At 69.6% G+C, this 12,939-nt stretch carries 17 protein-coding genes; 13 read left to right on the top strand and 4 right to left on the bottom strand.

The features are described from left to right. Positions 1-99: 99 nt before the first annotated feature. On the bottom strand, positions 100-732 hold the full coding sequence (locus ACIRPU_RS00215; RefSeq protein ID WP_403859572.1) for an ATP-binding protein: 633 nt from the start codon (positions 730-732) through the stop codon (positions 100-102). A 220-nt stretch (positions 733-952) separates the two neighbouring features. Here ACIRPU_RS00215 and ACIRPU_RS00210 point away from each other — a divergent pair, with 220 nt between their 5' ends. The 11 genes from ACIRPU_RS00210 to ACIRPU_RS00160 all read left to right on the top strand — a co-directional run bounded on the left by ACIRPU_RS00210 (position 953) and on the right by ACIRPU_RS00160 (position 9,047). After that, positions 953-1,798 (top strand): helix-turn-helix domain-containing protein, encoded by an 846-nt coding sequence (locus ACIRPU_RS00210; protein ID WP_403859569.1) that lies wholly within the window; start codon positions 953-955, stop codon positions 1,796-1,798. Beyond that, positions 1,799-1,996 (top strand): DUF397 domain-containing protein, encoded by a 198-nt coding sequence (locus ACIRPU_RS00205; protein WP_403859566.1) that lies wholly within the window; start codon positions 1,799-1,801, stop codon positions 1,994-1,996. 229 nt (positions 1,997-2,225) lie between these two features. Beyond that, positions 2,226-2,966, top strand: a complete 741-nt coding sequence (locus tag ACIRPU_RS00200) for a DUF6879 family protein (RefSeq protein WP_403859563.1) — start codon at positions 2,226-2,228, stop codon at positions 2,964-2,966. Further along, positions 2,963-3,811, top strand: a complete 849-nt coding sequence (locus ACIRPU_RS00195) for a helix-turn-helix domain-containing protein (RefSeq protein ID WP_403859560.1) — start codon at positions 2,963-2,965, stop codon at positions 3,809-3,811. The genes ACIRPU_RS00200 and ACIRPU_RS00195 overlap by 4 nt, the downstream gene beginning before the upstream one ends. A gap of 656 nt (positions 3,812-4,467) precedes the next feature. After that, complete coding sequence (locus ACIRPU_RS00190) at positions 4,468-4,962, top strand: hypothetical protein (RefSeq protein WP_403859557.1); 495 nt, start codon at positions 4,468-4,470, stop codon at positions 4,960-4,962. Positions 4,963-5,029: 67 nt separating this feature from the next. Continuing rightward, positions 5,030-5,470: a hypothetical protein gene (locus ACIRPU_RS00185; protein ID WP_384111874.1), complete on the top strand. Its 441-nt coding sequence runs from the start codon at positions 5,030-5,032 to the stop codon at positions 5,468-5,470. A gap of 78 nt (positions 5,471-5,548) precedes the next feature. Then, positions 5,549-5,929: a hypothetical protein gene (locus ACIRPU_RS00180; protein WP_403859554.1), complete on the top strand. Its 381-nt coding sequence runs from the start codon at positions 5,549-5,551 to the stop codon at positions 5,927-5,929. A 270-nt stretch (positions 5,930-6,199) separates the two neighbouring features. After that, positions 6,200-6,616 (top strand): polyketide cyclase, encoded by a 417-nt coding sequence (locus ACIRPU_RS00175; protein WP_403859551.1) that lies wholly within the window; start codon positions 6,200-6,202, stop codon positions 6,614-6,616. Next, a complete protein-coding gene (locus tag ACIRPU_RS00170) occupies positions 6,616-7,083 on the top strand; it encodes a MarR family winged helix-turn-helix transcriptional regulator (protein ID WP_403859548.1) in 468 nt (155 codons plus the stop codon). Before ACIRPU_RS00175 ends, ACIRPU_RS00170 begins: the two co-directional genes overlap by 1 nt. 138 nt (positions 7,084-7,221) lie before the next feature. Next, a complete protein-coding gene (locus ACIRPU_RS00165) occupies positions 7,222-7,926 on the top strand; it encodes an RNA polymerase sigma factor (protein ID WP_403861516.1) in 705 nt (234 codons plus the stop codon). Then, on the top strand, positions 7,923-9,047 hold the full coding sequence (locus ACIRPU_RS00160) for a CU044_5270 family protein (protein ID WP_403859545.1): 1,125 nt from the start codon (positions 7,923-7,925) through the stop codon (positions 9,045-9,047). Before ACIRPU_RS00165 ends, ACIRPU_RS00160 begins: the two co-directional genes overlap by 4 nt. A 196-nt stretch (positions 9,048-9,243) precedes the next feature. Here the strand turns inward: ACIRPU_RS00160 and ACIRPU_RS00155 are convergent, their stop codons facing one another. Further along, the gene (locus ACIRPU_RS00155; protein ID WP_355701738.1) at positions 9,244-9,690 is read right to left on the bottom strand and encodes an Hsp20/alpha crystallin family protein; all 447 of its coding nucleotides are present in this window, start codon (positions 9,688-9,690) and stop codon (positions 9,244-9,246) included. 152 nt (positions 9,691-9,842) lie between these two features. On the opposite strand from ACIRPU_RS00155, the gene ACIRPU_RS00150 reads away from it, so the two are divergent. Next, the gene (locus ACIRPU_RS00150; RefSeq protein ID WP_385674075.1) at positions 9,843-10,145 is read left to right on the top strand and encodes a hypothetical protein; all 303 of its coding nucleotides are present in this window, start codon (positions 9,843-9,845) and stop codon (positions 10,143-10,145) included. 13 nt (positions 10,146-10,158) lie between these two features. Here the strand turns inward: ACIRPU_RS00150 and ACIRPU_RS00145 are convergent, their stop codons facing one another. Together ACIRPU_RS00145 and ACIRPU_RS00140 are read right to left on the bottom strand one after the other, a co-directional pair. Further along, positions 10,159-11,073 carry a hypothetical protein gene (locus ACIRPU_RS00145; RefSeq protein ID WP_403859542.1) on the bottom strand — a complete coding sequence of 305 codons (915 nt, stop codon included), beginning with the start codon at positions 11,071-11,073 and terminating at the stop codon, positions 10,159-10,161. Positions 11,074-11,135: 62 nt separating this feature from the next. Continuing rightward, entirely contained in the window at positions 11,136-12,122 is a 987-nt protein-coding gene (locus ACIRPU_RS00140) for a GlxA family transcriptional regulator (RefSeq protein WP_403859539.1), read from the bottom strand. Positions 12,123-12,436: 314 nt separating this feature from the next. On the opposite strand from ACIRPU_RS00140, the gene ACIRPU_RS00135 reads away from it, so the two are divergent. Next, complete coding sequence (locus ACIRPU_RS00135) at positions 12,437-12,886, top strand: hypothetical protein (RefSeq protein WP_171397530.1); 450 nt, start codon at positions 12,437-12,439, stop codon at positions 12,884-12,886. Positions 12,887-12,939: the final 53 nt, after the last annotated feature.

Genomic DNA, 12,939 nt, shown 5'->3' with positions numbered 1-12,939 from the left:
CACAGGGGCAGCGGCGGGGCGGATGCGAGTGCCCGCCATGGGGGATGCCCCGTTGGCGGGGCATCCCCCATGGCGGGCGGACGAGCAAGGACGCGATGACTAGGCCGCGTCCGCTTCGGCTTCGTAGTTCATCTGCGCCCGGTCGAGGATGTCGTCCGGGTCGTGGCCGCGAGCAGCGGACCAGTGGAGCAGATCCGCGATCAGCTCGACCGCTGACTCCTCAAGACCAATGTCCCGCCCGGTCCCCAGAAGCGGAGCACCACGGCTTGGCCCTTGATATCCCTCAAGCACCTGGACGGCACGCTCGATGCGTCGGCATGCCTGGTCTGAGCTGACCGAGATCTCGCACCAGACCGCCTTACCCGCAGCAGTCAGCACCGTGCCCCAGTCCACCGCCAACGCCGCGAGCAGATGCAGGCCACGACCACACTCCGCGTCACAATCCGCCATGCTTGGTGACGGCATCGTGCGGCTCTTGTCGTGCACTTCGAGACGAAGCCTCTCGCCGCGCCACTCAAGAATCAAAGTCGCTGATGAGCCTTCGCCGACGTGCTTGACGACGTTGGTGGCCAGCTCAGTGACGAGGAGCTCCGCCTCATCGACGGCAACAGGCGCGCCCCATCGGCTCAACTGTCGCGCGGCAGCCCTCCGAAGTAGGCGCACTTCCGCCGGCTCCGCCTCAAACGGCAGGACACAGCGGAAGCGAAACCCGTGCGCGTCGTAGCCAGGCATGGCTACTCCTCCCTCCCAAGCCACGCACATGCTGTACCTGCCGTGTCCGTACGGCTGCACTGCGTAGCGATCACGTAAGCGAGCATGACACGGAGAAGTCTCGCTGTGTAACTTCTCACGGGAATCCATCGAGTGAATCTGATGGTGAGGACGGCTTCTGGCTGCCTAGCCTGATGCTCATCAACGGGCTCACCGCCCGGCTCATGGGCGAAGGAGCCACATGCCCCAACGGACCACCACCCGCCGCCGTCAACTAGGCGCGATGATGCGTAAGTTGCGATCCCGCAAGGGGCTGACCCTGGAGGAGGCCGGCCGGCTCGTAGGGGTGTCCAAGGCAACGGTCAGCCGGTACGAGACGCAGGCCGGACCGGTCAAGTGGCTTGTCATTGATGCGCTGTGCCGCGAGTACGGGGCGACCGACGCCGAGCACAAGGCTGTCGTCAATATCGCAAAGGACGCCAAGCAGCAGGGCTGGTGGAGCTCATTCGCCGACTCCATCCCGGAAAGCATGAACCTGCTCCTCACCCTTGAGGACGAAGCCGTGCGCGAGAGTCACTTCTCGTGCGTCTACGTCCCGGGTCTCCTGCAGACCCGCGCCTACAGCACCGCGCTGCAGAGGGCCAACGAAGTCCCCCTGGAACCGTCGGAAATCGAGCGCCTGGTCGACATCCGCATGAAGCGGCAGGAGATCCTCGCCCGCCCGAAGCCACTCCGGCTGTGGGCGATCCTCGATGAGTCCGTGATCCGTCGCGTGGTCGGGTCACCGCAGATCATGCGTGAGCAACTCGACCGCCTGCTCGAAGCGAACGAGTCACCTCACATCACGCTTCAGGTGCTGCCCTTCGCCAAGGGCGCCCATGCCGCCGCGCTGGGAAGCTTCGTCATCATCGGCGGCCCCGAGCCGGCGCTGGATGTGGTGTACGTCGACTTCCACACTGGTTCCCTCTTCCTGGAGAAGGAAGAGGAACTGGAGCGATACAGACTTGCGTTCGAGTACCTCCAAGCACAAGCGTTGGACATGGAGGCCTCCTCCGCCATGATCCATCGCGCTCGCAAGGAGTTGTGAATGTCAGCCGGACCCCAGCCTGCCTCCGAGCCCGTCTGGTTCAAGTCGTCGTACAGCGGCGGCAATACAACCGAGTGTGTGGAGGCGGCCTTCGTGCCCGCAGGCGTGCTGGTGCGGGATTCCAAGACTCCGCATGGCCCTCGCGTCTCGGTCTCAGCTGATGCCTGGACCAGGTTCATGGGCGCCTCCGCGCTGTGATCGGAAACGTTTCGGCGATCTGAGGAGCTTCGACGGGCGCAGCGGGCATACGTCGGCTGCGCGTCTCGGGAATCTGGTTCTGGCAGTGCTTGGTGGGAGGTCCCTCGCCATATCCGCTTGCGCGCAATCTCAGACGACCGCCCGCTGGGAGCAATCTGCCGCAATTCAGAACGTGGTCTGAGGCAGTCCGCTCATCCTGGACTCCAACGACCGTAGACGGAGGGCGAGCATGACGCTTAGGTTCATCGGCACGACCAGCGAGGACGGCGACTGTCCCACCCTGTACGACATCGAGGGTACGGACGAGATGCTCGTCCAGGGTGAGCGAGAGACCGACCCGGAGCACCTGGTCCAGCTGCGGGACGTCAAGGAATCGGAGACATTCGTCCGCGTTCCCCGAAGTCTGCTGACCCGATATGCGCCCAGGAGTGATGACCCCACGCTCCAGCCGTTCGCCTCCGTCTCCGGACTGTTCCGGGACTTCAAGCACACCGCTTGGCGTCTGGAGACCCGCCGCGGCTATGCCTCTGACCGCAACAGCCCCAAGTGGGCCCGGTTCCTCACGGGCGAAGACGTCTCTCGCGATCCGGACAACCCCTGGCGGGAGAACGTCAGTACGCAGACGGCACAAGGCAAGCGGTTCGAGCGTGTCCGCGTCGTCGACGAGCCGCCCACCCAAGGACAGGGCTTCCTCCTCGCGACTGCGCCCAGCAACATCGCCGCAGGCGAGGACATCCGCAACCTGACCCGCGCCCAGGCACAGGAACTGCGGTTGCCGGAACACGACTTCTGGCTCTTCGACTCGGAGATCCTCGTCCGCTTCGCGTTCGACGACTGTGACACCACCCTCGGTGTGTACGTCACCGAAGACCCGACCGAAGTCCTTGCCGCCTGTCAGGTCCGGGACGCCGCCTGGCACCATGCCGTCCGTTCCGAAGAGTTCGCCGGGCGGGTACGTTCCCCCATGTGAGCACGGACTTCCAGACCGCCAGAGAAGCACTTGGTGCGCGACTGCGAGAGTTGCGCACCGAGGCCGGTCTGGAAGGCAGGCTTCTTGCCGTCAAGCTTGGTTGCCAGTCTTCCAAGGTCTCCCGTCTGCAGAACGGTAAACAGACCCCCGCACCAGCCGACTTGACTGCATGGGCGTCGGCGTGTGGTCGACCGGATGCCGAGGCTGAACTTCAAGGTCTGCTGGCCGGATTGGAAATGAAACAACGGCACCGCTCATGGCGACGCCAGCTGGCCGGCGGACACCGAGGCCGCCAGGAGATCGCCGTCCGGCAGACAGAAGTCACGAAGAGGATCCGCGGTCTTGAGGTCTCACGCGTTCCGGGGCTGTTCCAGACGCCGGAGTACGCCCGCGCCATCTTCGACGCCAACGCGGAGTTCCGGGGCATCACGCCGACGACCGAAGCTGCCGTCGAGGCCCGGATGCGCCGCCAAGAGGCTCTGTACGACCCCGCGAAGTCGTTCGGATTCCTCGTGTGCGAGGCCGCCTTGTACCACCGCTCATGCCCCGCCGACGTGATGGCCGAGCAACTGGACCGGTTGTACAACCTGGTGGGCCGAAGCCGGATCGAGCTCGGCATCCTGCCTTTCGGTGCGCAGCTACGCCGCACGGCCCCACATGCCTTCTGGATCTACGACCGGCGCTTGGTCATTGTCGAGACGATCAGCGAAGAGCTGTGGCTCAACGGCGAGGACGACATTCAGCTGTACGAACGAGCCTGGGATTGGCTGGCCGAGTCCGCCGAGTACGGTCCCCCCGCGCGTCGGCTGATCGGCCGTGCGCGAGCGTCCTTGGACCTCCCGTAGGCAATCAGCCGCAAGCGGCACACCGGCTCGCGCAATCACGCGCAATCGACGCGCGGACGCACAATCGCGCCGCCTAACGTCCCGGTCATGGTCATCAAGCCCGCCTGGTCCACCTGGCAGGCAAGCCGGGACTGGCTCCTGGCCTGCACTCGAAACCCGTCAGAGGTGCGCCGTGCCCCGGCCGCCGAGGAGCTCGCGCACATTTCCAACGGGGAGCACTGGCACGTAGCCGAGGGACCGGTGCTCCCCTCGCTCGGAGCGATGAGACACCCGGGCAGTCGGCGACTAGAACCCGTCCTGGTGGATGTCGCGGTGAGGTGGTCCTGGCCGCTTCTGACCGCGGGTCTCACTGACGGACTGGACGACGTGCCGCTGCCCACCCTGCACCCGCCAGGCTGGCAGCTTGCCGGTCCACCGGTCCAGTACTCGCCTGGCGAGCACGGATGGCAGGAGCGCCCGGAATGCTCCGGCCACCTCACGGACCCAACAGCCCTCGCTTCCACATGTGGCTTGGGTGGACGACTACTCGTGGAGGCACTCACGTGACGACCACTGCCGCCTCCCCGGATATGGCAGGGGACCACACGAGCACTCGGGCTCCGCAACCCGCCCCGCCGGAAGCAGGGACCCGTGTCCACACCCGCGCTGTTCGCGAGTTGGCCACTGCCTACTGGCTGTTGTCGGCTCACCCCGTACCCGGCCGCGCGGCGGCGGAGTGGACGGAGCGGGGCATCGCGCTGCTGCCCCTCGGCACCCTCATGTCGGCCGTACGCCTGCCGGAGGACCTCGTGCGCGCCGTGGCCGACCGCTATGGGCGCGAAGACGTCGACTCGTTTCTCGAGGAGGTCCTGGACGGTGGTCCGGTCATCTGCGATCCGCGGGGGGCCCGGGCTCGGTACTACGCTCTCGTCCCCGCCGGCATGCCCACCAGGTGGCGCATGGCCGTCATGGAATGGCGCGCGCTGGACGTGAAGTGCCTGGGCCTCGGCTCCTGTCTCGGCGTACCGAGACCGCAGGCCGTCTCGCTCGAACCCGGTACGTGGAAATCCTATTGGGCCGTGCCCATGCCCTCGGCGGGCGAACTGTGCCGCCCCCTCGACCTCGCACGGCTCATCGCCGCCGGAAAGCAGCTGACGGGCGATGAGCGGTGAGAGGCAAGTCAACGGCCCCCATGGCCGGCGGCCGGACCTCACGTTTCGTCTCGAAGGAGCTCACCCCATGGCCCCCACCACCGTCACCAGTCAGATCCGAACCGGCCGCTCCCTCGTCACCGACGTCGAGTTCGAGACTCTCGCCTCGTTCTGCGCCGACGAGTACGGCCTGGAACGCTGTGTCGCCGACCGGGTCGTCGACCAGGCCCTCGCTCTCGTCTTCGTCATGGGGTCGAGCGGTGAGGGCGTGAGCATGGCGCCGTCGCAGCAGGTCGACCCCGGATGGCACACGCTCATCCTGCACACCGGGTGGTACGCCGACTGGTGCGAGCGCAGCTTCGGCTACTTCCTGCATCACCAGCCGAAGTCCAAGGTCCGCACACGCGGGCTCATGGTCGACGTCGTCGGCAGGATCCGGGCCGCGGGCTTCGACGTCGACGAACGGCTGTGGGGTACGGCCGCCGAGTGCAACCCGCCCGCCTGCTGCGGCGACGGCCCCTGCTGCTGAACACCCCCTCCCCTCCCCTCCCACGCGGGCCGGCCGTCCCCTCGGCCGGCCCGCCCCTCGCCGCGCCAGAACGGACCCATGCCCGTGTCGCTGACCGTGCTGACCGCCACCAGCCGCGTCACCGTCTTCCCCCTGGAAGGCCTCAGCGTCGCTTACACCACCCGGTCCAGCGATGTACGCGGCCTTGGGGACATCGGGATCGTCACCGTCGTCGGCGAGCAGACGGACGGCGAGGAACTGTGGCGGCTCGCTCGTGACCTGGGCGGGCGAACCCTGGGCGCGGACCAGGCCCGTTGGATCCTCACGCAGGCGAGCCGGGCCCGCGTGGTCACGTCGTACACGGACCTGCGGAACGCGGCGTGGACGGCGCACATCCGTCGGCGCTTCGAGCTCAACGCCCTCTTCGCGAACCACCAAGTCCTCATGACCGGCCGGATCACCCTGCCGGGAAAACACTGATCCGGGGGAGCGGTCCCGCTGCGTCGAAGCCGGTACCGGGACCGGCCGGGAGATCGGGCCTACGCGTAACCCCGACCGGAGTCCGCGACGGCTGCTCGCCCTTGCCACGACACCCCTCGGCTCGCCGAAGTACGGCGGGCACTCGCCCGGTTGTGGCGGCACGAACGGGAGGTGATCGCGCGCCGCACGATGCGGGTCATGCCTGCCACTCGACAGATAGTCTGCGCGCAGATAATCTATGGATACATCATCTGATCGAGGAGGCCCCGCATGTGGACGTGCGAGCACAGCATCGAGACCAGTGCCACGCCTGAGGCGATCTGGGGGCTCTGGGCCGACGTCGAGCACTGGGGTGCCTGGAACGCCGAGATCGAGAAGATCGAGATCAGTGGCCCGTTCGCGGTGGGCAGTCAGATCACGATGACGCCGCCCGGGGACGACCCGATCGTGCTGCGCATCGCCGAAGCGGTCGAAGGCGAACTGTTCGTCGACGAGGCCCGCTTCGGCGACCTGCTGCTGCGCACCAGCCACCGGATCGACCGGATCGATCAGGGCCGGAACCGGGTGGTGTACCGGATGGAGATCACCGGCACGGGCGCCGACGAGATCGGCCCTCAGATCGGCCCGGGCATCACCGCCGACTGGCCGGACACCATGGCCTCGCTGGTCGAACTGGCCCTGCGCTGATGGCTCTCAGCCCCGGCGAGAGCCCCGGATTCCTGTTGTGGCACGCCACTCTGCGCTGGCAGCGTGACGTCGCCGCGGCCCTGGCGCCCCTCGGCCTCACCCACGTGCAGTTCGTGCTGCTCGCCTGTACCTGGTGGTTCAACAACCAGGGCGAACGCCCCAACCAACTGGCCCTCGCCCGCCAGGCCGGCACCGACGTCAAGATGACCTCCCAGGTTCTGCGCGCCCTGGAGAGCAAGGGGCTCATCGAGCGGGAAGTAGACCCGGCCGACACCCGCGCCAAACGGCTGCGCGTCACCGACACCGGCGCCGAACTGGCTCCCCGCGCGATGGCCGCCGTCGAGCACGCGGACGCGCTCTTCTTCGAGCCGGTGCCTCTCGACGACGCCGTAGCCCTGCTCGGTCGCCTGGCCCATCCTCAGCCCGGCCCTGAAGCTCCCGCCGGCGCCGACCACCTGGACGGATAGGGCGGGCACACGGGGTGTCGGATGCGGTGGCGAGTGTGAGCCACGCCACGGGAACTCTCTGTGCGGTCCCGGAGAGGTACATGTGTGAGTTCCAACGAAGACGATGACGGTGGCGACGACCGTGACGACGACGGGCGTTTGCGGGCGCGAGTTCGGGGTGGGGAGCGGGCCGCCTTCGGGGAGTTGTACGAGTCGTACGCGACGGCCGTGTACAACCATGCCCTCCGGCTGACCGGTGACTGGTCCGCCGCCGAGGAGGTCATGTCGGAGACGTTCCTGGCCGCGTGGCGGGGGCGCGGGGCCGTGGAGGCCGAGGGCGGGTCGTTGCGGCCCTGGTTGTTCGGTATCGCCACCAACAAGGCGCGCAACGCCGACCGGAGTCTTCGGCGGCGGCTCGCCTTCCTCGCCCGGCGGGCCGAGGCCGGAGCCGGTACGGCTTCCGGTTCCGGAGGGGACGAAGCGGTCGGCGACTTCGCCGAGGACGTCGTCGGGCGGATCGACGACGCCCGTCGGCTCGCCGAAGTGCGGCGGGTGCTCGGGCGGTTGCGGCGGCACGAGCGGGAGGTCATCGCCCTGTGCGTGTGGGGCGGGCTCGACTACGCGCAGGCCGCGGAGGCGCTCGGCGTGCCCGTCGGGACCGTTCGCTCCCGGTTGTCCCGGGCCCGTGCCCGGCTTCGGGAGATCGTCGAGCGGGAGACCCGGCAGTCCGGGCGTACGGAGGGACGTATGGAGGGACGTGCCGAGCGGCGTACGGAACCGCGTGCGGAACCCCGCTCCCGTCGCGGAGAGGTAGAGAGTGAGACCGCGTTCGCGGTCCTGCCCATTCAGGAGGAAGCCCGATGAACGCCGTTCCCGCCGGGTCCGAGCAGGAGGAGCGCGCGGAACTCGAGGAACTGGCCCGGCTGTTGCCGGCCGGTCCCGTCGAGCAGGTGCTGCCTCCCGGGCGTCGCTCCCACCACAAGGACGTTCTGATGCAGCTCATCGACCGCGATCACGAGACAGACAGCGGCGTTTCGCCGGTCCGGCCCCGTCGGCGGCCGGCGCGACCCGCTCTCGTCGCCGGTTCCGTCGCCGTCGCCGTCGCGTTGGCCGCCGGGCTCACCGTCGGGATCGGCGCGGGGCGGGGCGACGGGGGTACCGCGGGCCGGCCCGGTGCGAGCAGCACGACGGGCGGCACGGCGGGCGGCACGGCGGGCGGGAGCCGTGGCGCGGTCGTGACCCTCGACCGTATCGCCGCCGTCGCCCTGCGGACGGACGTCGAGCCCGTGGACGACGGTCAGTTCGTGTACGTGCGCAGCAAGGGCGCCGGGAACGAGGGCGTCTTCGACGGACCCGTCGAGCTCGGGAAGATGCACGAGCGGCAGGTGTGGTTCTCGCAGCGGCAGGGGCCCGTGACCGACGTCGGGTTGATCCGCGAGTACGGGCAGGACTGGCCGATCGAGGTCGGCGTGCCGAACGGTACGGATCCGGAGGACGCCGCGGTGCCGGCCGGGTTCGACCGGCCCACCTACGCCTGGCTCGCCTCGCTGCCCACCGACCCCGACGCCCTGTTGAAGCTGCTGTACGCCGATACGCGCGTCGAGCAGGGGGAGGACGAGGATCAGGAGGTGTTCGGCCGGATCGGTGATCTCGTCGGCGAGCAGATCATGCCGTCCGCTACCGCTGCCGCGTTCTACCAGGCCACCGCGCGGATTCCCGGGGTGACCGAGGTGGCCGACGCGGTGGACGCCGTCGGCCGGCACGGTATCGCCATCGCCCGGGAGGACACCCGGCACGGCACCCGCACCGAGTGGATCTTCGATCCCGGCACGCTCGACTACCTCGGCGTACGTACCGTCTTCAGCCGGGACACCGAGCGGGCCGAGGCGGGGACGGTCTACGACACGAGTGCGGTGCTGGAACGGGCCGTCGTGGACAAGAGCGGTCAGGAACCGGGAGCGCGGCGTCGGGCCGGGCGCGGCTAGCCCAAGACGCCGGGCGGCGCGGGCACGGCGAGGACTTCCTCCCGGGCCCCGCGCTCGGCAGGGGACTTCCTCGTGCGGCGGCTCGGGGCCCGGTGGTGCGGGGGCTCAGGGGCTCAGGGGCTCAGGGGCTCAGGGGCTCAGGGGAGCGTCGGGATGTGGGTGCCTCGGCGCTCCCCCGAGTCCCGTCAGGCACCCGTCATCCGCTGAGCTGCCTGCGGTCGTTCCTCGCGCCGCCCGTGATCTGGATACGGCGCGGCTTGGCCTGTTCGGCCACCGGGATGCGGAGGGTCAGGACACCTGCCTCGTAGGACGCGTCGATGCGGTCCGTGTCGAGGGTCTCGCCCAGGAAGAGCTGGCGGGTGAAGGTGCCGGTCGACCGCTCGGCGACGATCAGCTCCGCGCCCTCGGGGGCGGGGGAACGGCGCTCGGCGCGCACGTTGAGGACGTTGCGTTCGACGTCGAGTTCGATCGTCTCCGGGTCGATGCCCGGGAGGTCGAAGTGGACGAGGAACTCGTCGCCCGACCGGTAGGCGTCCATCGCCATCGCCGCGGGGTGGTGGTCGGTGCCTGTTCCCGTGCCGGGACCGAAGAACTGCTGGGCGAGTCGGTCGAATTCACGGAACGGGTCGGTCCGCATGAGCATCACGGGTCACTCCTTTCCTAAGTGCTGGGTGCGATGCCCTACGCCTTCTTATATAGCTCGCGAGAGGAAAGTTGACAAGCCTCGGCTCATGTTCGTGGTGTCGGCGGGCCCGCGCGTTAGCCTCGGGGCGACCGAGGAGAGGGCAGGCACACATGGCGAAGGTTCCCAGTGCGGTGATCGCGGCGGGCGGTTTGGTCGGCGGGTACGGCGTGGCCCGGTGGACGAGGAAGCGGCCGCTGGGCGGGGCCGTCCTCGCCGTCGCGGGGGCCGCGGCCGCGCGGCAGTGGCGGCAGCAGGCGGGCGGGAAGGCGGCGGGGGCGCTGACCGTCGCGTACGTCGCCGCCTTCGCGGGGTCGCATCCGCTGGCGAAGAAGGTCGGCGCCTGGCCGTCCGTGTTCGGCGTGGCCGGCGCGGTCGCCCTCGCGTCGTGGGCGGTCGCCGACCGGCACGCCTGACCGGAGGCCGATCTCAGGAGGACGGCGGGTAAGGAGGGTAGGGGGCCGAGGGCGCCGTATACGGCGATGCCCCGTGACCGGGGTCCTGGCCCGCTACCGGCAGCGTCGGCTCCCACTCCGGCTCCGGCTCCGGCGTCCACTCCGGCCCTCGTCCCATCGCCGACGTGAACGTCATCCCGTACCGCTGGTTCAGCCGTCGTGTCTCCCACACCGACAGAAGAGTCACCGACAGGGGGCCGCCCAGCAGGAACGGGTAGAGGACGAGCGGCGGGGCGGCCACTTCGGGGCCGTCGAGGCAGCTCAGGACGAACAGGGACCACACCAGGACCGGGGAGATCAGCGCGGGCAGCAGCTCATGCACGTCGCCGAGGCGGAAGCAGGAGTTGAAGGAGTACCAGACGCAGCTGAGCACCGAGAATCCCCCCATGACCACGACGACGAGGCAGAGGGGCAGGACGAGGACGAGGAACGGCACGAACGCCGCCACCGTGGCGAGGATGCCGTGGGAGTGGATGTCGCTCCACGGGATGATCTCTCCCCGCAGCAACTTGGCCAGCAGCGTGCCGCCGCCACCGGCCAGGATCGCGCCGATCAGCAGAGCGCGAAGCGTCTCTCCCGGCGCCTTGAGACGGCTGACGTAGACACGACGCAGCGGAGGACGGGTCGCGGTGATGAAGACCGCCACGGCGACCAGACCGGCCACGCAGAGGATTCCGAAGCCGGCCACCAGGTCCACCAGCTTGCCCAGGACGAACTCCGCGCGCCCTTCGGCGAGCGGGTAGGACACCAGCATCCATCCCGTCGCAGCGAGCCCGGCCACCGTACGGCCGGACTGGAGCCGCTTGATGACGGGGTCCTGGATCTGACCCGGGCGCGGGTCGGCGGCGCCGGCGCCGATCTCGAGGAACTCGCGAACAGTACGGAACATGCCGTTGAGATCCCTGCCGTCGCTGTTGACCAAGACGTTCGGCGGATCACCTTATACGATCTTTACTCCCCCGAGCTCGGTTCCCGCCCCCTGTCCGGCTCCCCCGAGCGGAACGCCCGCCGGTACCCCTGTGGGCTTGTGCCGACCACCTTGCGGAAGCGTTCGCGGAAGGCCGTCGGGGAGCCGAAGCCCGCCTGGGTGGCGATGCGTTCCACCGGGTACGCCGTCGACTCCAGCAGGTACTGCGCGCGCCGCACCCGCGCCCTGTGCAGCCAGCGCAGCGGTGTCGTGCCGGTCTGTTCGCGGAAGCGGCGGTTGAGGGTGCGGGCGCTCATACCGGCCCGCCCGGCGATCTGCTCCAGCGTCACCTCCCGGCCGCAGTTGTCCTCCAGCCAGGCCAGCACGGGTTCGAGAGTCGCCCCGGCCGGTGCGGGCGGCAGGTCGTGGGCGATGAACTGGGCCTGACCGCCCTCCCGTTCGAGTGGCATGACACACATCCGGGCCGCCTGCGCGGCGACCGCCGAGCCGTAGTCGCCGCGGATCATGTGCAGGCACATGTCGAGGGCCGCGGCGGCGCCCGCCGAGGTGAGGAACTGGCCGTTGTCGACGTAGAGGACGTTCGGGTCGACCGTCACCTTCGGGTAGCGCTCGGCCAGTTCACGCGCCGCGATCCAGTGCGTCGTCGCGCGCAGTCCGTCCAGCAGGCCCGTCGCGGCGAACAGGAACGCGCCGACGCAGACCGAGGCGATCCGGGTGCCGTCCGCCGCCGCGTCCCGCAGGGCCTGCGCGACGCCGATCGGCAGCTCGTCCGGCGGGTTCGCGACCCCGGGCAGGATGATCGTGTCCGCCTCGGCCAGCGCCTCGAGCCCGTGCGGCGCCCGCACGGTGAACGCCCCCGCGCTCACCTCCCCGGAGGGGGACGGCGAGCAGACCCTGACCCGGTACGCCGGTCGCCCGTCGGGCAGCCGCGGCCAACCGAAGGCGTCGATCGGGGCGGACATGTCGAACGGGACGACCCCGTCCAGGACCAGTACGGCGACGGTGTGCATGGCAAGAGGGTAGGCACACGACGGATTACGGCCACCTCGGCCCCCTCGGCCGCCTGGGCCACCACTGCTCCCTCGGCCCCCTCGGCCCCCCTGGTCGCCGACGGCCACCGCCCGCGCCCCGCCCTCGCCTGGACCGCGCCTCGCCCGCGCCCCGCCCTCGCCCCGCACCCGCCCCGCACCCCCACTCACGGCCCGCCGCCCCACGCCCACACCCACGCCCACACCCACACGCTCACCCCCCACTGGCGAGAACCCGTCGCCCCCTGGCATTTCCGCCGCTTCTGCGGGTCGCCCCTGCCGCCTAGCGTCGGGGCGTGACCAAGTTCCTCCTCGCCGTGCACGTCCTCGCCGCGATCGTCGCGATCGGGCCCGTCACCGTCGCCGCCAGCATGTTCCCGCCCGCCGCGCGCCGCGCCCTGGCCGCGCCCGACGACGCCCGCGCGAGCGAGACCGTACGGCTGCTGCACCGCATCTGCCAGGTGTACGCGGCCGTCGGCCTCGCCGTCCCCGTCTTCGGGTTCGCCACGGCGGGCGCGATGGGCGTGATGGGCGACCCCTGGCTGATCACGTCGATCGTGCTGACCGTGCTGGCCGCGGGAGTGCTGCTGGTCCTCGTGCTGCCCCGACAGGAGGTGCTCGTCGAGGGCACGGGGGCGCGCGAGACGACGGTGCAACTGGCCATGTTCACCGGGGTGTTCAACCTGCTGTGGGCGACCGTGACGATTCTGATGATCGTCCGGCCGGGGTCGACGACGGGGGCCTGACCCCGGGCCGGCCGACGGCCAGGTTTTCGTTATCGGCCCGGCCTCTCGGCCGT

The sequence above is a fragment of the Streptomyces sp. NPDC102259 genome, assembly GCF_044766465.1.
In the GTDB taxonomy this organism is placed as follows: domain Bacteria; phylum Actinomycetota; class Actinomycetes; order Streptomycetales; family Streptomycetaceae; genus Streptomyces.
This window is presented reverse-complemented; position numbering and strand designations above follow the sequence as displayed.

Excerpts from the sequence above, each read along its gene's own strand:
- ACIRPU_RS00215 (WP_403859572.1), bottom strand. The coding sequence starts at position 732 with ATGCCTGGCTACGACGCGCACGGGTTTCGCTTCCGCTGTGTCCTGCCG.
- ACIRPU_RS00210 (WP_403859569.1), top strand. The coding sequence starts at position 953 with ATGCCCCAACGGACCACCACCCGCCGCCGTCAACTAGGCGCGATGATG.
- ACIRPU_RS00205 (WP_403859566.1), top strand. The coding sequence starts at position 1,799 with ATGTCAGCCGGACCCCAGCCTGCCTCCGAGCCCGTCTGGTTCAAGTCG.
- ACIRPU_RS00200 (WP_403859563.1), top strand. The coding sequence starts at position 2,226 with ATGACGCTTAGGTTCATCGGCACGACCAGCGAGGACGGCGACTGTCCC.
- ACIRPU_RS00185 (WP_384111874.1), top strand. The coding sequence starts at position 5,030 with ATGGCCCCCACCACCGTCACCAGTCAGATCCGAACCGGCCGCTCCCTC.
- ACIRPU_RS00180 (WP_403859554.1), top strand. The coding sequence starts at position 5,549 with ATGCCCGTGTCGCTGACCGTGCTGACCGCCACCAGCCGCGTCACCGTC.
- ACIRPU_RS00175 (WP_403859551.1), top strand. The coding sequence starts at position 6,200 with ATGTGGACGTGCGAGCACAGCATCGAGACCAGTGCCACGCCTGAGGCG.
- ACIRPU_RS00170 (WP_403859548.1), top strand. The coding sequence starts at position 6,616 with ATGGCTCTCAGCCCCGGCGAGAGCCCCGGATTCCTGTTGTGGCACGCC.
- ACIRPU_RS00160 (WP_403859545.1), top strand. The coding sequence starts at position 7,923 with ATGAACGCCGTTCCCGCCGGGTCCGAGCAGGAGGAGCGCGCGGAACTC.
- ACIRPU_RS00155 (WP_355701738.1), bottom strand. The coding sequence starts at position 9,690 with ATGCTCATGCGGACCGACCCGTTCCGTGAATTCGACCGACTCGCCCAG.
- ACIRPU_RS00150 (WP_385674075.1), top strand. The coding sequence starts at position 9,843 with ATGGCGAAGGTTCCCAGTGCGGTGATCGCGGCGGGCGGTTTGGTCGGC.
- ACIRPU_RS00145 (WP_403859542.1), bottom strand. The coding sequence starts at position 11,073 with ATGTTCCGTACTGTTCGCGAGTTCCTCGAGATCGGCGCCGGCGCCGCC.
- ACIRPU_RS00140 (WP_403859539.1), bottom strand. The coding sequence starts at position 12,122 with ATGCACACCGTCGCCGTACTGGTCCTGGACGGGGTCGTCCCGTTCGAC.